We start from the raw sequence: 26,563 nt of genomic DNA, 5'->3' as shown, positions 1-26,563 counted from the left end.
TCTTAATCAAAAAAACGTTCCTTTACAAGTGACTATTCAGTCTAGCAGTTTGGAGGTCATTTACTTGACATTTTTTAAAAATATACCTTTTAAACAAGCTATTTTCTATGCCCTATTAGCACTCTGTTGTGGGGTTTCGATCGTTTTCGTACATCATAACGAACAATTTTATGATCGACCGATAGCGGAAATAACGCAAGTGGATGTAACAGCATCAGAACCCATGACAGATATGTATGAAAATGAGGATTTTTTGTTTACACAGGAGATTATGGCCATTATCAAAAATGGTCAGCATAAGGGGCAATCCATTCATTTGACGAATGACTATTCTTCGTCTGGTGCTTTTGATCAAGAATACCATGTAGGCAATGAAATCTTTGTCACGCTAGATGATCGCAAAACACAATCTGTTTTAACAGGAACCATTCTCGATTTAAAACGAGATCAAACCATGGTAATGATTGCATGGATTTTTATTTTTGCCCTACTTATTGTAGGTAAAAGACAAGGCTTATTTTCTATCATTAGTTTGAGTGTCAATGCTGTGATTTTATCATTCGCATTAGATCTTTATGTGAAGCATGGGGGCGTAAGCCTGTTATTAGTCAGCGGCATTTGCGCCCTGCTATTTACGATTATTTCGCTACTACTTATTAGTGGATTGCATACAAAAACATATGTAGCCATCGTGTCCACACTTTTAGGCACTGTTATAGCGCTTATCATAAGCTCTATTGTAATGTGGTTGACAGGTGAAAATGGTCTTCGTTATGAAGAAATGCAATTTTTAACACGTCCCTATCGTACCGTCTTTATGGCAGGTTTATTTATTGGCTCACTTGGGGCAGTAATGGATGTTTCTATTACAATGGCTTCCTCGATTTTTGCTTTATACGAGCAAGATCCTACAATCTCTGTCAAGGCTCTGAAATCTTCGGGACATGAAATCGGTAAAGATATTATGGGTACCATTACAAGTATCTTATTCTTTGCCTACCTTTGCGGCTCCATACCTATGATTATTCTCTATTTAAAAAATTCTTCCACATTAGGGCTTACATTGTCCTTAAATCTTTCTTTAGAATTAGCCCGTGCCTTAGCAGGGGGTATTGGTGTTGTCCTTACGATTCCTATCAGTCAGTATACCGCTATATTTTTCATCAATCGAAAGAGGGTTCAAGGATGAATGTTGTCGTCTTATTAGCAGTTATATTATTCGTGTTAATGGTACTTGTCGGCGGTAGACAGGGGATACGCTCATTTCTTTCTTTATTCCTAAACTTTGGTGTGCTCTTTGTCACCATTTTTTTAATGACAAACCCTAAAAATTGCCCCATCATCTTGACGTTTATTGCCTGTACGGTCATTAGCTGTATTAGTCTTTTCTATATCAATAAAACAAACAGTAAAACCATTACAGCCTTTATCTCGACGATGGTGACGATAGGTATGTTACTACTCTTTATTACCTTTGTAACGGAAAAGTCGATGATCCAAGGGTTTGGCGAAGAATCAACTGAAGAAATCAGCATCTTTTCTCTCTACATTGGTGTTAATTTTGTGCAGATTGGTGCATCAGTCATCATTATGAGTACGATTGGTGCCATTATGGATGTAGCCATTTCCATCGCTACCTCTATGCATGAGATTTTTTATCGCAATCCTTCGATGAGTAGAAAAAAATTATTTACAGCTGGCTTAAGCATAGGAAGAGATATATTAGGAACCGATACTAATACGTTATTTTTTGCTTTCTTTGGTGGCTATTTAAGCTTATTAATCTGGTTCAAGGACCTCTCCTATTCGATTGGGGAAATTGTTAACTCCAAGGTTTTTAGTGCCGAAATGACAACCATTTTTTGTGCAGGAATCGGCATTGCATTGATTATTCCGATTGCCGCCTGCATCAATGCCTTTTATTTAATTCGAACACGCGAAAAAACAGAAAAACTTTTATAAAAATTACCAGTACCTATCATGCATTTGTGATAGGTGCTCGTCGTTTCTCCTCTAATTCATTCAAAAAATGAATGCTATGTCAAAAATGTTTGTCCAAATTGTGAAATCGTATAGATGAAGCTAGAATTAATACTTACATTCGAGAAAATTTTTTTGCTATAGTAAAAATCAGAAAAGCCAGTATCGTGGAGGTGTACTGGCTAATAGGAAAAACGATCGCTGATAATCCACATCACGATAACATCGTCATGGTCATTTTATTGTGCAGAAAATAAAAGATTGCTAGAAATTCGTCTATTAATTTCTAAATATTCTGTATTTTAATCTCCTATGATCGTCTAACATTTATTAAAGGAGCTTTTACTGTGAATAAAGAAATAAAAACAAGTCCGATTATGGCTGCTCTCTTAGTAGCTGGCTTTGTAGGATTGTTTAGTGAGACAGCTTTAAATATTGCACTTGGAGAGCTAAGCCTGCTCTTCGATGTGGACGCTACAACCATCCAATGGCTTGCAACAGGATACTTTCTCACATTAGGCATTTTAGTACCTGTAACAGGCATTTTAATGCAAAAGTTTACTACTCGCCAAATGTTTATGGCGTCTTTACTCTTTTCGATAATTGGTACTATACTTGCCGCCGTTGCACCCGTCTTTGCTGTCCTACTTTTAGCACGTATTATTCAAGCAGCAGGACTTGCGATTATATTACCTTTAACGCAAAATGTGATTTTCACAATTTTCCCAGCTAATAAACGTGGTAGTGCTATGGGCGTAATGGGTCTCGTTATTTTAGCTGGACCCGCTTTCGGTCCAACCTTGGCTGGGATGATTTTAGATAGTTTGTCCTGGCACTGGATATTCTGGGTTACCATCCCCTTCCTATTATTCTCTATTATTTTTGGCTTTATCTTTATTCCTAATGTAAATGAAATAAAGCAGCTGGCTATTGATCTTTGGTCCATTCTCTTATCTACCATTAGCTTTGGTGGCATCGTTTATGGTGTCAGTGCTGGCGGAGATTTAGGCTGGTCAAATATTACTGTACTAGGCACCATTTTGCTAGGGGTAATCGCCTTATGTTTATTTGTATTACGTCAATTGAAAATGCAACATCCGATGTTAAATTTGACAGCGTTTCAATACCCCATGTTCGTGTTAGGTCTTCTTATGAATATGATTAACTTCTTCAATATGTTGTCTATGCTGGTAGTGCTTCCTATGTATATGCAAATGGTCCTTTTCGTATCGGCTTTTGGGACAGGTTTAATGTTGCTTCCTGGTAGTCTATTAAACTGTATATTAGCCCCTACAATCGGTAAATTCTTCGATAAATATGGCCCTCGTGCAGTCATTACGCCTGGCACTATACTTGTTGTAATCGGGTATGGACTTTATGCTTTATCTGGTACAGAAACAGCTACTTGGCTATTAGTCGTAACGCATATTATCATGATGCTTGGTGTTGGAATGGTATTAGCCTCTGTTCAAACAAATACGCTGAATGCCTTACCAAGACAATACTTTCCAGATGGCATTGCGATTACACAAACCTCTCAGCAAGTTTCTGGTGCAATTGGTATTGCTGTGATGGTGTCGTTGTTCTCAGCAAAACAACAGCACCTCCTAAGTGACATAACAACTAATACGCAAGAAGCAGCAGCTTCAGGTTCAGCCTTTGTCTTTTCTATCAGTTTTGTTCTGGCAATAATCAATGTCATACTCTCCTTCTTTTTGAAAAAAACACAATAATGTCGAGGTGTCTCAATGGACTTTTGAGACACCTCCTTTTGTTGTACCATTTTCATTGCAATCGCCGTATTTTCTGATAATATTTACCATAAGATGTTTACGTACGCTCAAAATGGTTGTTATTGCAAGAATACTAGATGCCCATTCCATGTAACATTTTTTAGCATAGAACGTCAATACAACGAGATGAAAAAGGAGAAAGTTTGCAATGAAGCATATTATCTTTGATTTTGATGGGACGCTTGCAGATTCTACTGCTGTGTTTGCCTCAGCATGGAATACTTTAGCCCAAAAATATAAATTTAAAGGCATTGAATTAAAGGAAATTGATACATTAAAAAAATTATCAATTTCAGAACGCAGTAAATTATTCGACTTTCCAATGTATAAGTTGCCTATGATTTTACCGCAATTTTATAAATTGTATCGTCAATCATTAAATGATGTTCATCTTTTTGAAGGAATGAAGGAACTATTAATAGAGATTGATAAAAGAGGCTATAAAATCCTGATTATTTCCTCAAACTCTAAAGAGAATATTTTAGAATTTCTTAAAATGAACGGTATTCATTGTGTAGCAGATGTACTTTGCTCCAACCGCATTTTTGGTAAGGACAAAGTAATGAAAAAGTTTTTAAAGGAAGCAAATGTCGACTCGTCTAACGTCGTATACATTGGAGACGAGCAAAGGGATATTGTTGCTTGTAAGAAAGCCGGTATACCAATTATTTGGGTGGAATGGGGCTATGATGCCAAAGAAGTCGTGCAAAATGACGAACCTGAATACAGTGTCTCAACACCACAGGAAATTTTAGAGATCATTTAATCATGAAAAAGGATAATAGCACTTGTCTATTATCCTTTTTATATGCCTATCCTTTGATGTCACTAATTTGCATTAGCTTTTCTGCTGTACTATTAACCCCTTTGTAGGCATCTGTTAATTCATGCATACTCGCAGCAAACTGCTGTGTAAACGCAGCAATTTGATTTGTTGATGCATTTACCTGATCGATGGATTGTTTAATATTTTCTAGTTGCACAGTTATGCTATCAGCACTTTCTGTACTACTCTGGGACATTTTTTGTATTTCAGAAGCGACCACCGCAAAGCCACGCCCATGCTCACCTGAACGTGCTGCTTCTATCGATGCGTTTAGACCAAGAATTCTCGATTTCATAGCTAAATCTTTTACTAAATGGACAATCACATTAATTTGTTCAATATTGCCTGTCATCGATTCCGCGAAATTAGATAGCTCTTCCAAACGATTGGATACATCCTTACTGGCAGTGGCTAATCCTTCATTTGTAGCTGTCATTTCTTCTACAGCACTCGAAAGCTCAGTTGCCAATAGACGCATACTATCCATTTTTTCGTTCGAAATAATGGCACTTACTACGCCAATAATACGTCCTCCTTCAAAAATAGGCTGGGCAGAGGCGATATAGGCCATACCAAAACCTTCTGCGCTACGCTCCTCTTTCACAAATTTTCCTGAACTTAACGCTATTTCTGTTGCTGTACCTCGATATTTATGTACTGGGTCACCAACCCCAACTTTTAAGTCAACCTTTTTTCCTGGTTTGTAGGCAAGCACTTTTTCCGTATCTGCCACGATGACACAAGCATCCTCTGGGTAAGTTGCTTGGTATAAATCAATCGAATCAATAGTTGCTTGTAGTTTAGGATGCATTGTCTTTTCCCCCTAAAATTTTCTGAATTGTATCAATTTAACTATATCATGCGATCCGAAAAAAGACACCAACGTCCAGTGGTGTCTCCTTACAACATTATGGTTTTTTCAATAATTCTACATATTTTTCTGCCGTTCGAATTTCAATTGTTAGAGAATTCTCTCCATAACTTGCCTTAATTAAAAATGGTACATCATTTGAGTTTTGAAACCTAAAATCTAACGTATCATAAGAAACCGTAGCATCTCTTCCTTTTGGGACATATCCTACATCTAACGAATGATGATGGCGCTCAACATATTTGACGGGAATTTGGTCTACTGCATTAAACAAGGTTGAAGAAGTTTGACAGATTCCACCACCAATTCCCATGACTACCTTCTTATTAATAATTTCAGGTGCGGGTTGATAGCCATTTGCCTCATCTCTTGGACCTACAATTGTATTAAAAGAAAAATAATCGCCACTGCCTACAATCACATTATGAATGGCTCTAGCAGAGAGCTCAATATTTTTATTTCTTCCTAAATCAGCACGATTGAAATAAGTTGTATAAGATGCAACAACTACTTCCTCTAATAAAGGAAGATCCTCAAAATAATAGCCACTTTCTGTTATATAGAGCGGCATTTCTACCTGACCGCCAGTCGCAGAAGCTTCGATAATACGCTCCACTAGCTCACTTTCCTTTAAAATGATTTGCGGCTTCCCCTTGATCACTTGCCCGTTTTCATCCAATCGATCAAGCATCATACGCTGATCATAGCCATTTGATGTGTCCGTTCCTCTTGCCCATTCCCTTGCTAATTGTTCGATATGCTTTTGATAGGCTTGTGGGTCCGTATCGAAGCCAAATTCCTTTGGAGATATTGTTTTAAGTACCTTACTCGTAGTTGGATCAACAACCTCTACAATAGGATCAATCATTTGTTCTTGTTCATATGTAACAGGTTGCTTTATTTCCTCACGTTGTTGAATTTCTTGTTCTAGCTTGTTATCAGGGACTGCTGTTTTTTCACAACCTACGAGACCCGTCATACAGATAACGCAACATGTAGCTAACCACTTCTTTTTCAACCATAAACACCACCTCTATCTTCATACTACAGAGACATCTTATTCGTCTATTGCTCATAGTGTGTTGTTTTTTGGTTATTTTTATTTGTCAAGATAGCAAAAACACGCTACATTATCCTTAGCCTGACATATCTAAAGATAGTTTGATGTGTATTCTTGTACTTAATTAACCTTTTAATGATTTAGGGGGATGTTAATTCTAGAAGAAGTAATATACGCTTCCAATACGGTATACTTTAGAATTTAACGCGAAAAAGAGCATCTACTAGCTGTCACAAAAGCCAATAGATACTCTTTCTTTTTTTATTTTTGAATAAACATTTGTGTCCAGTAATTACCTTCCTGTACATAGCCTACACCAATATGTGTGTAGCTTTTATTAAGGATATTGGCACGGTGTCCTTCACTGTTCATCCAGGCCGTTACAACTTCCTGTGCGGAGCGTTGGCCCTTCGCGATATTTTCACCAGCAGATTTATACGTAATACCGAAGTTTTTCATCATGGTAAAAGGTGTACCATACGTTGGACTTGTGTGGTCAAAGTAATTTTTATCCTGCATATCTTGCGACTTATATTTAGCAACCCTTGATAGCTCCCAATCTTCTTGCAATGCTGGAAGACCTGCTTTTGCCCGTTCTGCATTGACAAGTTTCACAACCTCTTGTTCAACTGTTGCCTGTTCTTTTACAGGGACGTTAATTTTTTGACCTGGAGAAATTTGATTTGGGTTAGCGAGTTGTGGGTTGGCATCAATTAATTCCTGTACACCCGTTTCTGTTTTTAATGCTATTTTCCATAGCGTATCGCCAGATGTCACTGTATAGGATTCGGCGGCCATTGCCGCAACTGGTACTAATAATGAAGTTGCTACTACTGAAGCTAGTGCTACTTTTTTTATTTTTTTAAACATGTTAATCACCCTTCCTAATTGCTCTACCATTATCGTAAATAGTTTCTGAGCCATAATCATCACAAAATATTTGGAAGGATTTTTACAATTGTATGACAAGCTCGCCATATGTTTAGTTAAAGCCCTTTCTCTCGCTATTCTTTCCCATTGGAATTGTCATCAAGTTGCAATATGTTTGTAATTGGCATACATTACTAATAGATTCAGTGATCAATTGCTGCACAAAATATCCTATTTTGCTAATTGCTTACGCTGTAATCGATAAATTAAGAGAATATAGAGCCAATCATAAAAGAGCGTTGCTACAGAAATAATGGTAATTAAAGGTGTGCGGAAGTATAGATAAAATCCAACCGCTGCAAATAATGTACCCACCATCTTACAAACTGCTATCCCCATGGATTGACCAGCTAAATTCCCTCTTTGCAAGAGTAAAGCAATAAATAGTCCTGACATCATAAGATTTTGAAAGAATGCTACGTACTTTCCTTCGAAATCTTGAAATTCATAGACTATACCTAAAATGATCAGCATGCTAAAGATTAACGTGATCAAAAAGGAGAAATACAATAGCTTTTTTGATAGCATCTTTCGATATTCATTTGGAGCATAACGTAAAAATTGCATCAAAATAAAGACATCCAATACAAACCAAATCAGCGTAATATAGCGTTGCAGGTCATTTTGTGGGTAGAAAAAGGCAAAGATAAATTCCCATGAAATATTGGCACAAATAGCGACCATAGGCATGCCATAGGTTTTATCTTGCCATCCTTTGTAAATAACAAGTATATATGTAAAAATCCAAAAAAGACCCATTCCTACTTGGCAAATTAATAATATGTCTTGTTCACTCAACATTCACGCTCTCCCCCTCTCTAGCATTCCTTCTACTATATGAGGAAATCGATTCTTTATGTCTAAAAGTTTGATAGACGGGTAAAGGAGTGCTAAATAGTAAAAAACGGCAACCTATACATTCCACAAGCGATCCTATATAGTAAAACGAGGTGATTAAATGAAAATAAAAATGTATATAGATAATGAGCAATTTATCGCAGGAACGACCTTAAAAGATGAGATGGAGATTGAACACAATAATATGGCTTTGCATAGTTGCCATGATGTTCAAGCTATCATTAACAATCGTCAGCATTTAGCTGCGACATTGAACTGTGATTTACAAAATTTTATTTGTACAGAGCAAACACATAGTGCGAACTTTCATAAAGTCACATTAGCCGATCAAGGACGAGGAGCTGCGCAAATGGATACAGCGGTGAAGAATACAGACGCGCTTTATACACTTGAGCCTAACTTACTATTATGTAGTTTTACAGCAGATTGCGTGCCCGTTATTTTTTATAATGCTGTGAATGGACTCGTCGGTGTGATTCATTCGGGATGGCAAGGAACAGTCAAAGAAATAACACCCAAACTGTTTCAGCATCTTATGAATGAAGAACAGTGTCGACCTGAGGACTTTCATGTTCAAATCGGTATGGCACTGAGTCAGCAGAAATTTGAGGTAGACGCAGATGTATATGAAAAATTTCACAGTCTTGGTTATGCCGAAGAATTTATGTATTACAATGCAGAAACGAAAAAATACCATATTGATAATCAGCAGACAGTCAAAAAGCAATGTGAGCTTGCGGGTATTCCAGTGAATCAAATACAAATTGATGAAACCTGTACATTCCTTAGTCCCGATGGCTTTTCTTATCGTCAAGATAAACAAGCTGGAAGACATTTAAGCTTTATTATGCGAAAAACACAATAACAGCAAAGACCCTTCTTATCGAATGGGTCTTTGCTGTTATTTTAAAGTACCTGTACTAATAATGGACGTTTCTACACGGACCTTCACGTCTAATTTTCTAATAAGCTCTCTTGTTTTTTTCGATGTCCATTTTCCATGATGATACATTCTAAATTCTTCACTTAAGCCAGCTGGATCTACCTCTGTTTTATTTAATCGCGCTAAAAATTCACTAATATCCTGTTCCAGCTGTTTATTCACATCTTTTTCCAAATCACTAATGCTTTCAACTGTAAATAAATGTGATTCTCTTTCTCCCTTATATTCGCTTAAAGTACCCTTTATTTTTAAGAAAATCGTTAATTTGGGTGATTCCATATTTTTATTACTCTCTTTTTTCACACTGCTCTCGATTAAATCAATCATTACCTTTTCTTCTCCATGTCCTGCATTTAAATCAAGGTGCAAAGGAGCAAGATTTTTCTGTCCACTTAAAGCTTGAATAACTAGTGCTTCCTCAGGTTTAATTAATTCATGCATCTGATTCCCTTTAAATATGGCAACGCCTTTAATCTCTAATTTCTCCCCTCGTTTTTCAACATAGGGTAATACTGTATCCACTACAGGATTTGTAATCGAGTACATAAAATCATGAATATTGGTATTGGGATTAAAAGCAGTATTGATACTCGGCTCTAATAGATTGTTCAAATAAAAATTAATACTTGGCTTATCAGGATAATCACCTTTTAAAATCGCTTCCGCATTATCCTTCACAACAGCTATCAATACTTTATTACCTACTTCCGCATTGCGATATAAGTGCTGAACGATTTTTCGAACATTCCCTTTCCGCGCAAAATCTTCGTTTACTAAGACAACTCGCAATTGATTGAAGACTATTTTCTTATCGGATTGCTTTTCTATTTCCACGATGCCGCTTGATACTAAATCTGTTGTGATAGAAAAAGTTTGTGTGTCTTTTTCTGCGTCTGGAGAATATTGGGGGATCGCTACTGTGAGTCTCATCTGGTTCTCATCGATATAGTCAAAAGCCATCGAGTCTACCATCCCAACATCCTCTAGAGGAACTTTTATTTCTTTTTTAGAACAGCCTGCAAGGAAAACGAAAATCAAAAAAGAAATGATGCATAGACGTTTATTTTTCATACCTGCACCTGCTTTTTTCGAATAACATATATCAGGATTAAAAACACTGGCCAGCTTACCAGCACATAGCCTACATAGTTACTTGCCATAAATAATTTTTCTTGGAATTCACGCGAAAAGGGCATTTTTACAATAAAGAAAATGATCAAGGCGATGATATACAACTGATAACTTTGCTTTTTCTTTTTAAGGAAGGTATCCATACCCCTTTTTGCACACCATACATAGGCTGTAATCGAGGATAAGATTAGAAAAACCCAAAGCGTAATGCCAATGATATCGATTCGCTCAATAAAGGTAAATTCTCCTGCCTTAAATAGGTTTAATACTGAAAACTCTACATTTTTTAATTGCCACTCTGAATAATACATGACGCTAATAGCTGTTGTGATAAAGCATAAAAATATACTAATCCAAATACCGATTAAGGAATGACGAAATGCCTTTTTTTGATCGATGATATATGGAAAATAAAATAGAATTAATTCGTAACCAAGGATAGAAAAATATCCTTGCTTTAACGCTTCATAAAATTCCTTAGGCGTAAAATTAAATAGAGGCAAAAAATGACTTGGATCACCTTTTTCGATGGCCCAGCGCGTAAAATAGAATAATCCAATGGTAATAAAAAATGTCATTATACAAAATCGTGCAATAGATTTAATACCCCCACTTACAATATAAATAAGTAGAAGTAAAAAGCAAAGAACAGGCATGGTGATGGTTTGTTCCTGCAATGCTGTACTTTGAATTAAGTGCATATAATTACTAATAATCCCTGCACTAAAAACAATAAATTGAATAATGATGAGTAGATTTATAAACTTTCCGAGCCATTTTCCCAATAATATTTCATTCATTCGAAATAAATCATCATTGGGAAACTTCGAACAAAGCCATACCATCGCAAATAGTGTCAGGCTAGCAATCACACCAAAGAGAAGAGGCATAAATGATTGTGTGTAGCCCATAGGACTTAATTTCTGAGGGAGCGAAAGGATACCGGTACCAATCATAATACTTTGCGCTAAGAAGATGACATGATAACGATTTAACACCTTTCCTTTTGTTGTATTCAAAGTTAACCACCTCATTCTCATTCTGACACTATTTTTTCTGTACTTTTGAAATACCGGTCTTACTTCTTATATATTTAGTTGGAAATCGGATGACACTATCCAATAAATCGCTTGGCTTTCTTGGAATAGCAGGTGTCATATAATGCGTTCCTAAAGATTTGAGACTTAATAAATGGTGGATTAACCACGCAAAGGCGAGCATCTGTCCAAACAAGCCAAATAAACCTGCTGATAAGATAAAAATATAACGAATAAATCGGCTAGTATTACTCATTAAGAAAATAGGCGGTAAGAAGGAAAGTAGTGCTGAGGTAGCGACTAACACAATGAGTATATTACTTAGTAATCCAGCTTCTACGGCCGCTGTACCAATTACAATACCTCCTACGATACCAATGGTTTGTCCGACTTTGGCAGGCATTCGAGAGCCCGCTTCTCGTAAGACTTCAATTATAAGCTCGATAAATAATACCTCAATCAGTGGTGGAAATGGTACCTTACTTCTTGATTCTTGAAGATTTAGTAATAATTCGTATGGCAAAATTTCTGGATGAAAGGTTAAGGCTGATATATACATTGGTGTAATCATGATCGTTAAGAAAAAACCAAAAAAGCGCAGCATCCTTAATAAAGATGCTGTTGTCCAACGGTTGTAGTAATCCTCAATCGACACGAACATTTCAAAAAAAGAAGTGGGACAGACAATGGCTAGTTGACTATTATCCATAAAAACGACGATTCTACCATCCAGAAGATAACGGCAAATACTATCTGGACGGACTGTCATGTAATATTGAGGAAAGGGCGATAATGGATTATCCTCAATTAATTGCTTCAACACGGATATATCCGTAAATAACGGATAATCTACCTGGTCAATACGGTTTCTTAAATCATCTAAATTTTCATGGCTCACGATATTATCCATATACATAATCGATATTTTAATATTGGCTTCTGATCCAACAATTCGGTTTTCATTTTTTAGCATGGAGCTTTGAATCCGTCTTCTCACTAACGATATATTCGTTTCCAGTGATTCTGTAAATGCATCCTGTGGACCAATTACAGTCGACTCTGTTTCCGTATCCGTAATGGCCCTTGTAGGCGCACTATACGTATCGATACTTAATAGGGCGTTGGTTTCGTGAAAAAAAAGAAGGGTTTGCCCAGCATTCAATTTTTTAACGACACCTTTCACATCTTTCGGGTCCACATATTGAGCCATTTGATGAATTTGTTTCAAATTATTAGCTAGTGGAATCGTCACCATGGTTTGTAAGGTCATTTTTTCGATGAGTGAGGAGAAATAAATGACCGTCACATCCCCTTCTTCTGTAGCGATCATTTTGAGTTTTACGTCATCGACTTCGTTAATCTCCTGCTTTAATTTAGTGACAATCTGCTCGGGTATCTCGTTCATTTTTGCTCCACCCCTTTTGTTCCGATAAATACCAGTCCATATCATTCATTTTTTAGTAGTTTGCCTTTTTATCATTTAATTATGTAAAAATTGTGCTAGCAAAAATAGCCATACAAAAAGGATGCATCCCAATTAGAGATACATCCTTAAAGGTTATTCTATAGAATCTTTGCTGTATCGGTTTTTACCAATACCAAATACGTAGTAGCTAATGGTTACAAGAATCAAGAAAATAATGCCCACTATTAATGACACGCGTGTATCATCATTGAACCACATGCCGACTAGTACCATGATTAAAAAGATAATTGTTACATAGTTTGTAATCGGTGCGAACGGCATTTTAAAAGGATGCTTTGCTAGCTGCGCTTCCTTTACTTTTCTAAAACGAATTTGACTTATTAAAATGATAAACCATGGAATCATCCCTGGTAAAACACTTGCACTATACACATAAACAAATAAGTTTTCAGGGGCAATATAACTTAAAATAACACCAACGACTAAGCCAACTAATACGCCCGCTGTTCCAAATAAAGGCACACCATTACTAGAAAGCTTTGCGAAAAATTTTGGTGCTTGTCCATTCATAGCAAGTGTATATAACATACGTCCAGCACTATAGATTCCACTGTTACACCCTGACATTGCAGCTGTGATGACGACGAAATTAATAATACCTGCGGCAGCTGTGATACCTACCTTAGCAAATGTCGCAACGAAAGGACTACCAATTGTGCCAAGCTCATCCCAAGGATACACTGTAACAATGACAAAGATTGCACCGATATAGAAAATTAAAATACGCCAAATAATGCTTTGGATGGCATTCGTAATCGTTTGTTGAGGATTTTTTGCTTCTCCTGCTGTAATCCCAATGAGCTCCACCCCTTGATAGGCAGCAACGACTAAAGATAAGGCAAAGAAAAATCCTGTCCAGCCACCTGTAAAGAAGCCACCGTGACTCCAAAGATTGGATAAGCCGATTGCTATTCCATCATTGCCAAAGCCAAAGAAGATGAGTCCGACCCCTGCAATAATCATTAAAATAATCGTAACAATTTTAATCATCGCAAACCAGAATTCAAATTCTCCAAACGATTTGACAGAAATGAAGTTTGCCACACCCAAAATCACCATTGCAATTAGACCAGGTATCCAAGCTGGTAATTCTGGATACCAATATTGCATATACGTTCCTACTGCTATAATTTCAGACATCCCAACAATAACCCATTGGAACCAGTTACTCCACGCTGTTAAATACCCTGCTAAAGGATGAATATATTTATAGCCAAATGTGGCAAAAGAGCCTGTACTTGGCTCCATATAAAGCATCTCACCCATTGCCCTCATAATGAAAAAAATAAAAATACCTGCAATACCATAGGCAAGGAGTACAGAAGGTCCTGTCCATTGAATAGCACTTGCTGAGCCCATAAATAGCCCAACACCAATCGTACCGCCAAGTGCAATCATTTGAATATGACGTGCTTCTAATCCTCTTTTCAATTCCTTATTGGCCACTCCATAACGCCTCTTTTCCTGTTGTTCTTTCTACGATGTTTTTACTTTAAAATAATAATCAATTTTTCTAAAAAAGACAAATGTATTTTTAGGAAAAACAAAAAATATTGCTATTTTAATAGAATAACAAAAAATAGGTAATAACGACGATTTAATTGATGTTTATACGAAATATGATGTTACTTCAACATAATTTAAATCAGAAAATTCAAAAAACTCTATTCCGTTCAAGACGAAAGGAATAGAGTTTACTTCGTTATTGTAATAAAGTTTGTTCCTGTAATTTTGCAGAGAAGTATTTACGTGCATCTGCTGTTAGAATTTGTAGCAAAGTCACTTCTTCTTGACGTGCAAATTCTACAAACATCCCACTTAAATTCTCGTAGACATATTTGATTTTAAAGCCACTATCTAAATAATGATCTACTTTTTGAATTTCCTCTGTGCTTTGTTGGAATTCAGACATGCCATCACCTCACCTTCTTTTGAAAATGTCTTGATGTTGTCTCACTTACTCGGCACCCTTCATCTCTAACAGAGGATCTGGTTGCTCCACCAGTTCATCTTCATCTGGGAGCGCCGCTGGAGCTGCTGGTTGGCCAAATATTTCGTCTAAATTATGTCCGACAGTAATACCTAAATATTTGGCATCACTTGGATCATCTAGCTCAGCTTGAGGATACTTTTTAAACCACCAATACTTCGCTAATACATAATATACAATCGCGCCTACAGCGAACCCTACTAAAGAAGAGTAAGTTGAAAATATATTGGCAACTGCACCACCGATTACCCAGGCGATTAACCCAGCCATATTAAAGCCTTTATAATATTTAAATTGCCCATCTAATTCATAAAGCTCTTTTACATGTACGCGCCGTTTACGAATCAGGTAGTAATCAGCAAATAAAATACCTACAATCGCTGTTAAAATACCGCCAATGATTAATAGGACATTGACCATGACATCAAATAGACTCCAAGGCTGTGCAAGAATACCAATAATCCCTGCAATAACTACCCCTACCCAGAATGGCACTTTCGGTCCACCGATATTAGAGAAAATAGTAGCTGCTGGTACAACGTTGGCAGAGGTATTTGTCGACCATTGTGCTAATACAATCATCAGCAATAGAATCCCAAGAATAAAGCCGCTTGCACTTTGCTGTAAGGCATTAATTGGGTCTGCCGAGGCAACTGCCATATAGCAAACTGCACCAATCGTAACAATGAATGTGTTTGTAATGGGCATGACAATTAAAGAGCCTACAAGCTGTGTTTTATTACGCTTGAACCAATTACGCTCATTTTTGGGTGCTTTAAAGAAACGTGACAAGGATGGCATATCTGCTGCTAAGGTTGCCCAAAAGCCCATATTTGCCATCACCACTACCATAAAGGCGGTAAAAGCAGCGAAGCCTGTTGTTGGGGTTTCCACCCACGTCCAAATATTTTTTCCCTGAGATGTTGCATTATCTGCCAATGTGTAATACATCCAACAAGAAATTAAAATAATGACAGGGGCTGCTAAATCAGCAAAACGCTCAATGGATTTAATACCAAGAGATGTATTAAAGAGTTGAAGCGCTGCAAACACAAGGAAGCAGATAAACCAATTATCAAAGCCAAACAATAAATTTAAAATTCCGTTTATCGCTAATGCACCAAAATACGTATTCAAACCAAACCAACAGGCAGCTGTAACACCACGTACAAGAGAAGGTATATGAGTACCGAATGTGCCAAATGGTGCACGCATATAAACAGGGAAAGATAATCCATGCTCTATTCCGATGTCACCAATTAACGTCATAAAGACGCCAATTAAACAAGAACCTACCAATGTTGCCACAATCACCATTGGTAAGGATAAATTCATGATAGCCGAACCACCAATGGCAAAAGCTGCTAATACAATTGCCATTCCTATCCAAATCACCGCAAAACCAAATGTTCCAATATTTCTTTGTTGATGTGTCACTGGAAGTAAATCTGGGGATTTTAAATAATTCCCTTCACGTTCCATAATGTTTCTCTCCTTTTTTTCTAATTTCCGTGACAACCTACTTGAAGTGCCTTCCTTCACCCAAAATGCTGAAGGAAGGTGGAATTTCGATTTTAATCTTTATTCAAAAATGAACAACGGTCCTTTATTTTGATAGACTGCTAAGAAGTGATTGGCGTTCATTCCATGTCATTGGCGGAATTGTAGATGGGCGTTCAACCATTGAAATGGCTCCATCGACAGGACAAACAATTGAGCATAAATTACAGCCTACGCAGTCTTCCTCACGAACCTTTAGCATTGGGCGACCATCCTCCGTATAAAGGTCAATACATTGATGGGATGTATCCTCGCAAGCAATATGACACTTATTGCAATTAATACAAACATCATTATTAATTTCTGCGACAATTTTATAATTTAAATCTAAATCACCCCAGTTTGAATACCTTTGTACAGAGCGACCAACTAAATCCATGACTGAAGCTAGACCTTTATCATCTAAGTAGTTATTCAGCCCATCAATCATATCCTCCACAATACTAAAGCCATGATGCATTGCTGCTGTACATACCTGTACGCCTGTCGCACCCATTAAAATAAATTCCGCTGCATCTTGCCAATTGGAGATCCCCCCAATGCCCGAAATCGGTACATTGACTAATGGATTACGAGCACATTCTGCAACCATGTTCAGTGCAATTGGTTTAACTGCTGGACCACAATAGCCCCCATGAGCTCCTTTTCCAGCCACATGTGGTACTGTATTCCAAGAATCTAAATCAACACCAGCTAAACTGTTAATCGTATTAATCATACTCACAGCATCTGCTCCACCTCGTGTTGCCGCTTCCGCCGTCACGGTAATATCCGTAATGTTGGGCGTTAGTTTAACAATAACAGGTGTACGCGCCGCTTCCTTTACCCAGTACGTTTGTTTTTCCACCAATTCAGGGACTTGACCAGAGGCAGAACCCATGCCTCGTTCTGCCATCCCATGTGGACAACCAAAGTTAAGCTCAAGACCATCAACCCCCACATCTTCTACTCGTTTCACAATTTCATGCCATTTTTCTTGCTTTGGTTCCACCATTAACGAGGCAATAATTGCGTGATTAGGAAATTTCTTTTTCGTCTCATAAATTTCTTGTAAATTCACTTCTAATGGTCGATCCGTAATTAATTCAATATTGTTAAAGCCTGCCACACGTTGGCCATTATAGCTAACTGCTGCAAAACGGGAAGACACATTTAAAATCGGTTCTCCTAACGTTTTCCAAACTGCGCCACCCCAGCCCGCTTCAAATGCACGTTGGACTTGATAGCCTGAATTCGTTGGTGGAGCAGATGCTAGCCAAAATGGATTCGGCGATTTGATGCCCGCTAAATTAATGCGTAAGTCTGCCATATAAGTTCCCCCTCTATCCGTACTAACAATCTTTTGTCAACTGAAAGCATAGTGCCAGATACAGGCTGTATGACCACCATTTCAAAAGCTAATGTAATCATTCAGATGGGGGATTAACAGCCTGTATAAACCCGATTGATGAATCTAACAATCAGTGGAGGAAGAGCCTCCCTGATTGAAGGTTCACTTTATGCAATCTCACTTGGTTTTCTTAAACGTTCATGAATCTTATATGCTGCATCTTTTCCTTGCTGTACAGCGGTCACTACCATCGCTTCACCCTGTCCATTACCAAAGACAACATCTCCACATGCAAATACTTTGTCATTGGACGTTTGCATTGTTGTCTCATCAATGTCTACGACACCATTTGTATGAGCTAAACCAAAGGCTTCAATTAACGATACAAAACGAGTTTGCCCGATGGCTTTAATAACAGCATCCACTTCAATGATAAAATTGGAGCCCTTTACTTCTTCAGGGCGTTGTCGACCATCAGGACCTGCCTCACCAAGCTTCATTTTCACACATTCAATGCCTGTCACCTTTCCTGCTTCATTGCCAATAATTTTTTTAGGTGCAGTTAGCCATTTAAATTCCACACCATCCTGCTTGGCAAATTCATATTCGAATTTGTATGCTGTCATTTCTTTTTCTGTTCTACGATAGAGAATTTGTACATTATCTGCGCCTAAACGCACCGCACTTGTAGCACCGTCTATCGCCGTGTTTCCAGCACCGATTACGGCTACTCGTTTCCCTACAATATCATTTGTAAGCGGTCCCATTTTTGTTTTTCGAATAAACTCAATGGCATCATGTACCCCTTCTAATTCTTCCCCATCAATGCCCAAATTTGGGACAGCACCCATACCGACAGCTAAAATCACACTGTCATACTGAGCCAAAATTTCATCAGCAGAAATATCCACACCTACAGCTGTATTCGTTTGAATGTCCACACCGAGTTGTTCAATCTGCTCTACTTCCCAATCTACGACATCATTTGGTAATCGGAATGCTACAATCCCATAGCTTCCTAAGCCACCTGCCTTCGCTTCAGCCTCATAAATAGTTACTTGATAGCCTAAACGACTGAGCTCACGAGCTGCCGACAAACCAGCAGGACCTGCCCCTACAATGGCTATTTTCTGTCCATTATGTGGACCTGCCTTAAATAGCTGAGCATTGGTTTCCATTGCCCAATCCGTTGCATAACGTTGTAACTCACCAATTTTAATTGGCTTTGTTGAAGAATTTAAGACACACGCCCCTTCACACAGTTCTTCCGTTGGACAAACTCTTGCACAGCTTGCACCAATTGGGTTTGCTTCTAATATAGTCGTAGCCGAACCCTTCATATTACCAGATGCAATTTTTTTTATGAAATTTGGTATTTGAATACTTGTTGGACATGCTTTAATACATGGTGCGTCATAGCAATACAAACAACGATTGGCTTCCTCAATAGCCTCATTCTTTGTCATCTTACCTTTTAATTCCACAAAATTACGTCTAAGCTGCACGGTCATTGCATTTTCTTGAATCGGAACCATTTCCACATCCCCCTCATGTGTTCATTTTTTCCGTACCCTAATTACGAAACCGATTGTTTTGCTCTCCAGTCAAAACAATCGGTCCTATCCTGTAGGAAGCTAAATGTTTAGAGCTTCCGCAGTTACTGTTTTTAATGGACGTTTAATGTATCGTCCACTGCCAAGTACACCTACAAATTCTTTATTTTTAATGACATAATCCCCACGTACGAGTACACTAACAGGCTCACCTGTTACCTCCCAGCCTTCATATGGATTATAGTCCACATTCATATGATGTGTTTTAGCTGAAATTTGACGCTGTGCCTCTGGGTCAAAAATGACGATATCCGCATCTGAACCAATTGCAATCGTTCCTTTTTGCGGGAATAAACCAAATATTTTTGCGGCACTAGTAGAGATCATATCAACAAATTCATGGATGGAAATTCTGCCTTTTGCCACGCCCTCAGAGTATAAGATACTGAAGCGGTCTTCAATGAATGGTCCGCCATTTGGAATTTTCGAGAAATCATTTAAGCCTAATTGCTTTTTACCTTTAAAGCTAAAGGAGCATTGGTCTGAGCCAATCGTTTGTAGCTGTTTTGCCTTTAAGGCATTCCATAAATGTTCTTGATGATATTTAGGACGAAGTGGCGGTGACCAAACATATTTGGCTCCTTCAAAGCCTGGTTGCGCTAATGCGGATTGATCGAGTGTTAAATATGGTGGACAAGTTTCACCAAAAACATCATAGCCCTTTTCACGAGCGGCAATAATTTCATCTACCGCTTCTTTACATGTCACATGCACCACATAGAGCTTCGCACCAGCTATATGCGCTAATTCGATAGCACGCTTTGTTGCCTCTCCTTCCAATTCCGCTGGACGAGTTAGTGCATGATAGATCGGTTCCTTATGTCCAGCACGTCTTGCCTCCTCTACTAGCTCATCTATAACAGAGCCATTTTCACAATGGACCATCACTATCGCACCAAGATCCTTAGCGATTTTAAAGGCTTTAAATAGTGTACGATCTGTCGCTTGGAATTCTTTTGCATAAGCCATGAAGACCTTGACAGAAGTAATGCCCTCTTGCTCTAATAATTGTGGTAATTCAGCTTCGGTTTCAGGTGTTAGATCACCAATCATCAAGTGGAAGCCATAGTCAATAGCAGACTTTCCTTTTGCCTTGTCGTGCCATTTCTCTACGGCTGTCGATAATTTTTCTTCTCCTGCTGTTAAACAGAAATCTAAAATAGTAGTTGTCCCACCAAAAGCCGCTGCAATGGTGCCTGATTTCCAATCATCATCCGTCACCGTGTTATTGAATGGCATGTCTAAATGCGTATGGGGATCAATGCCACCAGGCAATACGTACTTGCCTGTAGCATCAATTATTTCAGCGCCAGCATCCGTTAAATTTTGTCCAATTTGAACAATTTTACCGTTCTCAATTAAAATATCTGCCTCAAATACATCAGCAGCAGTTGCTACTCGTCCACCTTTAATGATTTTTTTCACTATGCCTCTCACCCTTCATCACAAAATTAGAGAATGCTTGATAGTTAATGCAGTGTATATGTTTCGCCCATACTAAACTTCGTTTGTAGCGTTAACACCGTTTCCAATAAAATATCTGCGCCCTTTGCACAATCTTCAAAGGCTGTTTCCTCTTCTTCACAATGACTCTTCCCTTCAATACTTGGAACAAAAATCATCGCGGAAGGAACCATACTTGCCATATACTGTGCATCATGTCCAGCGCCACTAAACATACGATGAGATGAATAGCCAAAGCTTTGACAAGCTCTTTCTACTTCATTGCAAATCGCACTATCAAAATACACGGTATCTCTGCCCCATAACTTGACAGGCTGAATATGGCATCCGCCCGCTGTCTCAGGAAGCGCGTTGAGAATATCCTCAACCTGTTGCATGACCTCTGGCTTTTGATGACGTGAATCAATTGTAAATGTCACCTTATTTGGGATAACGGTATGAATATTCGGGGAAACATTCATACGACCAAAAGTAAAAACAAGTTGTTCGTCAATTTTTCCTAATTGTTCATATAGCTCTTTAATGATGGTTGATGCCACAATCATTGGGTCTTTACGCATTGACATTGGGGTTGTACCTGCATGGTTTGATTGCCCACTAATTGTAATTTCATAGCAGACCATGCCTAGCACACCTTCAACCACACCAATTTCCTGCTGTTTTGCTTCTAATACTGGCCCTTGTTCAATATGCAATTCGATATAAGCAAGTGCCTCCTTCAGACGATTGGCTTGCTCTCCCTCATAGCCACTTGCTTGTAAAGCTTGTTGAAAACGAATGCCGTTTTTATCTGTAGATTGGAGCATTTTTTCTTTGTCAAATTTTGAGGTGATGACGCCTGAACTCATCATGGCTGGATCAAAACGTGCCCCTTCTTCATTCGTGAAATTGACAATCGTAAGAGGAATGTCCACTTCGATATCATTTTCCTTTATTGTTCGAATGGCCTCGATCGCTGTTAGTACACCTAACACACCATCAAATCTTCCACCTTTTTCTACTGAATCTAGATGGGAACCCATGACAATGGGTGGCACATTCTTTTTACCAGGAAGAGTGGCGTAAATGTTGCCCATATCGTCCACCTGAATATCCATTCCTAACGCTTTGCAACACTCACAAAAATAGTTTCTTGCTAATACATCCTCATTCGAAAGAGACAAACGTGTGACGCCACCATTTTCGGTGGCCCCAAATTGACTAAATTGTTCAATTAACTCTTGCAATCGTCTACTATTACATTTATACATATGCAAGTCCTCTCTTTCACAGTAGTTAATAAACATTCTAAAATAGATAAAATTTGTGAGATATGGATAGTAAACTAAAAAAATATGTGCAACTGCACATCATATATGGTAAGTTATGTTCATAATTAAGGGGGGAACGTATGGGGACGATTCGTAAAATTGTAGAGGGAGTTCATTTCCCAATGCTCACATTAGTCGCTGGACATAGTGGTACGTATCGCAGAGTTACTGGTATTAATGTTGTGGAAAGCAGTGATTTAATCATGTTTTGTAGACCCAATGAATTAGTCGTCACAACAGGTATTAATTTAGATGCGCAGCAAGACTCCTTGGAACATCTTGTCAAACAGGCATACACGAAAAAAGTAGCTGGCTTTATCATTAATACAGGACCATTCATTCCTAGCATTCCAGAAGCCGTCATCTCTTTTGCCAATCAACATGATTTCCCAATTTTTCAAATGCCATGGAATTATCGCATTGCTGATCTATTAAAAACTACCTTTCAATTTATTGCCAATCACCATCAAGAGCTTTCTATCGAAGAAAAGGTTCTTTTCAATCTACTATTTCATTACAAACAAAACACTAACACAATGAAAGATCAACTAGCACAGCTAGGATTTCCTCAAGGAAGAGAATTAGCGATCATAACTTGTACAACCATTGGCTCCAAAGCAGCTATTGACCGTTATGAGGTCATGATCCAATTCGCTTTTCAAAATCGCTATCAACGCTTCTTAAAATTAAAGCATAAAAATCACCTCATCTTTTTAATTGATAAAGCACAAATCAATACACCTAATATACCCTTCTCAAAAGTTGTAGAAGAAATCTATGAAAAAATCACGCTAAAAAATGGTTACTTGGATATTATTATCGGCAAAGGTAACTTTCATAAAGAGCTAGAAAATGTTCGCCAAAGCTATGATGAGTCCTTAACCGTCATCCATTTAGCACAGCTTCATAACAATCGTTATTTGTATAAATACAAAGAAATCGGTGCCTATAAAATATTGATGGCTGTGAAAAATCAGCCCCTAATGAAATCGTTTAGTCAGGATATTTTAGGACAACTTTACCGCTATGATGAACTACATGGGACAGACTATGTACCTTTTTTACGTATTTTTGTTGAGGAAAATGGCAGTACAAGCAGGATTAGTGAACGTCAATTTATACATCGAAACACCGTCCTCTATAAAATTAAGAAAATTGAAATGCTATTAGATATGGACTTAAGCAATCCCTTTACGAAGACTAATTTGTATATTGCCTTTTTAATTGAGGATGTGTTAATGCATCAATAGCCTGTCACAACATTAAATTAACTGAATTATCTTTCTCATTAAATACTCCTTCTAAAATTCTTGAAGCATACATATAAAGTACAAATGGGGGCAACTGCGCATTTTTGTTGTCCACATCTGAGGAGAACATATGCATGCTAATCAACTACCTGTTTAGAAGGAGTGAAGCTTCGTGACAAATGTAACAAGTCCCAATTGGCAAGTAAAAGATGAACAATTCGTATGGCATTCTATGAAGCCCTACAATCCAAATGCAACAATGATCGTCCAATCCTCTAAAGGGGCATGGATTACTGACATTGAAGGCAAGCGCTATTTAGATGCAATGGCAGGTTTATGGTGTGTAAACGTTGGCTATGGACGTGAGGAGATTGCCAAAGCTGCCTATGAGCAATTGCTAGAAAATACGTATACCCCATTATCTGTTGGGCATATCCCTGCTATTCAATTAAGTGAAAAAATTAATGAGCTTTTAGGGGATGATTATGTCGTCTTCTTCTCCAATAGTGGCTCCGAGGCAAATGAGGCAGCCTTCAAAATAGCTAGACAATATCATCAACAAAAAGGTCACGTCAATCGAACGAAAATTATTTCTCGTTACCGGGCCTATCATGGTAGCTCGATGGGTGCTCTTGCAGCAACTGGACAAGCTCAACGAAAGTATAAATATGAGCCACTGGCACCAGGTTTTTTACATGTCACTCCACCTGACGCTTATCGTGCCAATGAAGACCATATTCAAAGTAAGGACCCTTGTGCATTACCATCCGTCCAAGCAATCGATCATGTCATGACTTGGGAAATGTCAGATTCCATAGCAGCAGTCATTATGGAGCCTATTATTACTGGCGGTGGTGTAATTATGCCCCACGACAGCTACTTACAGGGAGTTAAAGCTGTTTGTGAGAAGCATGGCGCACTACTCATTGTCGATGAAGTTATTTGTGGTTTTGGTCGTACAGGCAAAGCTTTTGGATTCCAAAACTACGGCATCCAGCCTGATATTGTGACTATGGCGAAAGGCTTAACAAGCGCTTATATGCCACTGTCTGCTACAGCTGTTCGTCGTGAAATTTATGAGGCGTTTGCTGGAACTGAGGAATATGACTTTTTCCGTCATGTCAACACATTCGGTGGATCACCAGCAGCATGTGCCGTCGCATTAAAAAATATTGAAATAATGGAAAAAGAAAATTTATTTGCCCACTCGGCTGCACTAGGTGCTACATTACTCACTACATTACAGGAGCAATTAAAGGAGCACCCGAATGTTGGGGATATTCGTGGGAAAGGCTTATTAATTGGCGTAGAGCTAGTACAAGATAAAGATAGCAAAACACCGCTCGACATGACACTTGTGAACAAAGTGATCACACAATGTAAGGAACAAGGGTTACTCATTGGGAAAAATGGGGTAACCGTGGCAGGTTTCAATAATGTGTTAACCTTATCTCCTCCTCTGATTATTTCCTCAGACGAGACGAATTTCATTGTTGAAAAATTTGTACAAGCCTTACATTCTATTAAACTGTAGGAGGAATAGCTAGATGGTAACGAATACAGACATACAGGATTTAGGTCATTTTATCAATGGACAAACAGTTCAAGGGAAAAGCGGTCAGTTTTCAGATGTTTACAACCCAAGCACAGGTACTGTCATTGCTCGCGTACCTTTGGCAACAAAACAAGAGGTACAGGAAGCGATTGCTGCTGCCCAAGCGGCTTTTCCTGCTTGGCGTGCCTTATCAGTTGGTAAACGAGCTGAAATTATCCTTAGATTCCGCCAACTCATAACAGAAAATATCGATGAACTAATTGATATGATTTGTACAGAGAGTGGCAAAACGATTGAGGATGCCAAGGGCGAAATTACTCGCGGTTTAGAATCTGTTGATTTAGCTATCAATGCCCCCCATTTACTTAAAGGAGAGTATTCGGTGAATGTTGGTGGTCATATCAATGCCTATTCTCTGAAAGAACCATTAGGCATTGTAGCGGCTATTTCACCATTTAATTTCCCTGTCATGGTACCGCTAGCAATTACAAGTATGGCGGTGGCTGTAGGAAACTGTGTGATTCTGAAGCCGTCAGAGCGGGTTCCTTGCTCAGCATTATTTTTATCAGAGCTGTGGAAAGAGGCAGGCTTACCAGATGGGGTTTGGACTGTTATTAATGGAGACAAAGATGCTGTTAATGAGCTGTTATGCCATCCTGCCATTGAAGCGATTTCCTTTGTAGGCTCTACGCCAGTTGCAGAAGCCATTTATGCTACAGCCTCTAAACATGGGAAGCGTGTCACAGCACTTGGGGGAGGTAAAAATAATATGGTGGTTATGCCAGATGCTGACTTAGAGCATGTAGCAAATGCCTTTTTAGGGGCTGCCTATGGAGCTGCCTCCCAGCGTTGTATGGCACTGTCAACCATTATTCCTGTTGGGGAGGATACAGCCAATAAATTAGTGGGTATTCTTGCCGATAAAATTGCCAAATTAAAAGTGGGTCCCTATACAGATGCCGAAGTTGATTTTGGACCAGTCATTACTCAGCAATCAAAGGATGCCATCATTGGCTATATCGATCGTAGCCTAGAAGAAGGCGCAACATTGGTCTGCGATGGGCGAAATCCGGAAATTTCCAAACAATCGAACGGTTTCTATCTTGGACCTACATTACTCGATCATGTAAAGCCTGGAATGGAAATTTATGAACAAGAGGTTTTTGGACCTGCACGTAATGTCGTCCGCGTGGCATCATTAGAGGAAGCTATAGCCCTTATTAATGCCCATGAATTAGGAAATGGTGTAACCATCTTTACGAACAATGGTGCAGCAGCTCGAAAGTTTACCACTGAAATTGAAGTAGGTATGGTAGGTGTCAATGTACCCATTCCTATTCCAGTAGGCTATCATAACTTTGGTGGCTGGAAACGTTCAAGATTTGGTGAGGGGCATATGTTTGGACCTGACCAAGTACGTTTCTTCACAAAAGCGAAAACCATTTCAGAAAAATGGATAGAACAAGGGAATGACGTTACCTCTTCCTTTGCATTTCCAAGTAATCAGGACTAATCCTAAAAAATAAATATTCGCGTAGTCAATAGCTACGCGAATATTTTGAAAAAACTGACGCGA

At 38.4% G+C, this 26,563-nt stretch carries 22 protein-coding genes; 8 read left to right on the top strand and 14 right to left on the bottom strand.

All coding sequences use genetic code 11. The annotated features are described in order from the left end of the window. The first annotated feature begins 64 nt into the window (after nucleotides 1-64). The 4 genes from MKY76_RS07845 to MKY76_RS07830 all read left to right on the top strand — a co-directional run bounded on the left by MKY76_RS07845 (nucleotide 65) and on the right by MKY76_RS07830 (nucleotide 4,539). Nucleotides 65-1,189 carry a YibE/F family protein gene (locus MKY76_RS07845; protein ID WP_066037650.1) on the top strand — a complete coding sequence of 375 codons (1,125 nt, stop codon included), beginning with the start codon at nucleotides 65-67 and terminating at the stop codon, nucleotides 1,187-1,189. After that, nucleotides 1,186-1,962 carry a YibE/F family protein gene (locus tag MKY76_RS07840; protein ID WP_342557623.1) on the top strand — a complete coding sequence of 259 codons (777 nt, stop codon included), beginning with the start codon at nucleotides 1,186-1,188 and terminating at the stop codon, nucleotides 1,960-1,962. Before MKY76_RS07845 ends, MKY76_RS07840 begins: the two co-directional genes overlap by 4 nt. 365 nt (nucleotides 1,963-2,327) lie before the next feature. Beyond that, nucleotides 2,328-3,713 (top strand): DHA2 family efflux MFS transporter permease subunit, encoded by a 1,386-nt coding sequence (locus MKY76_RS07835; RefSeq protein WP_342557622.1) that lies wholly within the window; start codon nucleotides 2,328-2,330, stop codon nucleotides 3,711-3,713. A 208-nt stretch (nucleotides 3,714-3,921) separates the two neighbouring features. Then, on the top strand, nucleotides 3,922-4,539 hold the full coding sequence (locus MKY76_RS07830; RefSeq protein WP_048389915.1) for an HAD-IA family hydrolase: 618 nt from the start codon (nucleotides 3,922-3,924) through the stop codon (nucleotides 4,537-4,539). A gap of 46 nt (nucleotides 4,540-4,585) precedes the next feature. On the opposite strand, the gene MKY76_RS07825 is transcribed toward MKY76_RS07830, so the two are convergent. The 4 genes from MKY76_RS07825 to MKY76_RS07810 form a co-directional block, all read right to left on the bottom strand. Beyond that, complete coding sequence (locus MKY76_RS07825; protein WP_342557621.1) at nucleotides 4,586-5,410, bottom strand: methyl-accepting chemotaxis protein; 825 nt, start codon at nucleotides 5,408-5,410, stop codon at nucleotides 4,586-4,588. Nucleotides 5,411-5,507: 97 nt separating this feature from the next. Then, entirely contained in the window at nucleotides 5,508-6,488 is a 981-nt protein-coding gene (locus tag MKY76_RS07820; protein ID WP_054550736.1) for a VanW family protein, read from the bottom strand. 303 nt (nucleotides 6,489-6,791) lie between these two features. Next, nucleotides 6,792-7,400 carry a CAP domain-containing protein gene (locus tag MKY76_RS07815; protein WP_112117691.1) on the bottom strand — a complete coding sequence of 203 codons (609 nt, stop codon included), beginning with the start codon at nucleotides 7,398-7,400 and terminating at the stop codon, nucleotides 6,792-6,794. 231 nt (nucleotides 7,401-7,631) lie between these two features. Further along, nucleotides 7,632-8,261 (bottom strand): hypothetical protein, encoded by a 630-nt coding sequence (locus MKY76_RS07810; RefSeq protein ID WP_016995451.1) that lies wholly within the window; start codon nucleotides 8,259-8,261, stop codon nucleotides 7,632-7,634. A 157-nt stretch (nucleotides 8,262-8,418) separates the two neighbouring features. Between MKY76_RS07810 and pgeF the strand changes: the two genes are divergently transcribed. Then, entirely contained in the window at nucleotides 8,419-9,183 is a 765-nt protein-coding gene (gene pgeF / locus MKY76_RS07805; protein WP_048389906.1) for a peptidoglycan editing factor PgeF, read from the top strand. A 36-nt stretch (nucleotides 9,184-9,219) separates the two neighbouring features. Here the strand turns inward: pgeF and MKY76_RS07800 are convergent, their stop codons facing one another. From MKY76_RS07800 to MKY76_RS07755, 10 genes are all read right to left on the bottom strand, one after another. Beyond that, on the bottom strand, nucleotides 9,220-10,332 hold the full coding sequence (locus tag MKY76_RS07800) for a Ger(x)C family spore germination protein (RefSeq protein ID WP_342557620.1): 1,113 nt from the start codon (nucleotides 10,330-10,332) through the stop codon (nucleotides 9,220-9,222). Further along, nucleotides 10,329-11,411: a GerAB/ArcD/ProY family transporter gene (locus tag MKY76_RS07795; RefSeq protein ID WP_342546172.1), complete on the bottom strand. Its 1,083-nt coding sequence runs from the start codon at nucleotides 11,409-11,411 to the stop codon at nucleotides 10,329-10,331. The genes MKY76_RS07800 and MKY76_RS07795 overlap by 4 nt, the downstream gene beginning before the upstream one ends. 28 nt (nucleotides 11,412-11,439) lie before the next feature. Beyond that, nucleotides 11,440-12,834 carry a spore germination protein gene (locus MKY76_RS07790; protein ID WP_054550731.1) on the bottom strand — a complete coding sequence of 465 codons (1,395 nt, stop codon included), beginning with the start codon at nucleotides 12,832-12,834 and terminating at the stop codon, nucleotides 11,440-11,442. Nucleotides 12,835-12,987: 153 nt separating this feature from the next. Further along, nucleotides 12,988-14,361: an amino acid permease gene (locus tag MKY76_RS07785; protein ID WP_054550730.1), complete on the bottom strand. Its 1,374-nt coding sequence runs from the start codon at nucleotides 14,359-14,361 to the stop codon at nucleotides 12,988-12,990. Nucleotides 14,362-14,617: 256 nt separating this feature from the next. Continuing rightward, the gene (locus tag MKY76_RS07780; RefSeq protein ID WP_016995612.1) at nucleotides 14,618-14,827 is read right to left on the bottom strand and encodes a hypothetical protein; all 210 of its coding nucleotides are present in this window, start codon (nucleotides 14,825-14,827) and stop codon (nucleotides 14,618-14,620) included. 45 nt (nucleotides 14,828-14,872) lie between these two features. After that, nucleotides 14,873-16,387: an NCS1 family transporter gene (locus MKY76_RS07775; RefSeq protein WP_257961405.1), complete on the bottom strand. Its 1,515-nt coding sequence runs from the start codon at nucleotides 16,385-16,387 to the stop codon at nucleotides 14,873-14,875. A 124-nt stretch (nucleotides 16,388-16,511) separates the two neighbouring features. Beyond that, entirely contained in the window at nucleotides 16,512-17,774 is a 1,263-nt protein-coding gene (gene preA / locus MKY76_RS07770; protein WP_048389894.1) for an NAD-dependent dihydropyrimidine dehydrogenase subunit PreA, read from the bottom strand. Between the two features lie 188 nt (nucleotides 17,775-17,962). Next, nucleotides 17,963-19,330, bottom strand: coding sequence for an NAD(P)-dependent oxidoreductase (locus tag MKY76_RS07765; protein ID WP_259950056.1), 1,368 nt, complete (start codon nucleotides 19,328-19,330; stop codon nucleotides 17,963-17,965). A gap of 99 nt (nucleotides 19,331-19,429) precedes the next feature. Then, the gene (gene hydA / locus MKY76_RS07760) at nucleotides 19,430-20,833 is read right to left on the bottom strand and encodes a dihydropyrimidinase (protein WP_342557619.1); all 1,404 of its coding nucleotides are present in this window, start codon (nucleotides 20,831-20,833) and stop codon (nucleotides 19,430-19,432) included. Nucleotides 20,834-20,877: 44 nt separating this feature from the next. Beyond that, nucleotides 20,878-22,122: a Zn-dependent hydrolase gene (locus MKY76_RS07755; RefSeq protein ID WP_257961408.1), complete on the bottom strand. Its 1,245-nt coding sequence runs from the start codon at nucleotides 22,120-22,122 to the stop codon at nucleotides 20,878-20,880. Nucleotides 22,123-22,262: 140 nt separating this feature from the next. Here MKY76_RS07755 and MKY76_RS07750 point away from each other — a divergent pair, with 140 nt between their 5' ends. The 3 genes from MKY76_RS07750 to MKY76_RS07740 all read left to right on the top strand — a co-directional run bounded on the left by MKY76_RS07750 (nucleotide 22,263) and on the right by MKY76_RS07740 (nucleotide 26,500). After that, complete coding sequence (locus MKY76_RS07750) at nucleotides 22,263-23,432, top strand: PucR family transcriptional regulator (protein WP_048389885.1); 1,170 nt, start codon at nucleotides 22,263-22,265, stop codon at nucleotides 23,430-23,432. 172 nt (nucleotides 23,433-23,604) lie between these two features. Then, on the top strand, nucleotides 23,605-24,966 hold the full coding sequence (locus MKY76_RS07745; RefSeq protein ID WP_112117682.1) for an aspartate aminotransferase family protein: 1,362 nt from the start codon (nucleotides 23,605-23,607) through the stop codon (nucleotides 24,964-24,966). 13 nt (nucleotides 24,967-24,979) lie between these two features. Continuing rightward, a complete protein-coding gene (locus tag MKY76_RS07740) occupies nucleotides 24,980-26,500 on the top strand; it encodes a CoA-acylating methylmalonate-semialdehyde dehydrogenase (RefSeq protein WP_281216732.1) in 1,521 nt (506 codons plus the stop codon). Nucleotides 26,501-26,563 lie beyond the last annotated feature (63 nt).

The organism is Lysinibacillus sp. FSL P4-0201 (genome assembly GCF_038593425.1).
Lineage (GTDB): Bacteria > Bacillota > Bacilli > Bacillales_A > Planococcaceae > Lysinibacillus > Lysinibacillus capsici.
Note: the sequence above shows the minus strand (reverse complement) of the source record. Positions and strands in the feature narration are given on the sequence as shown.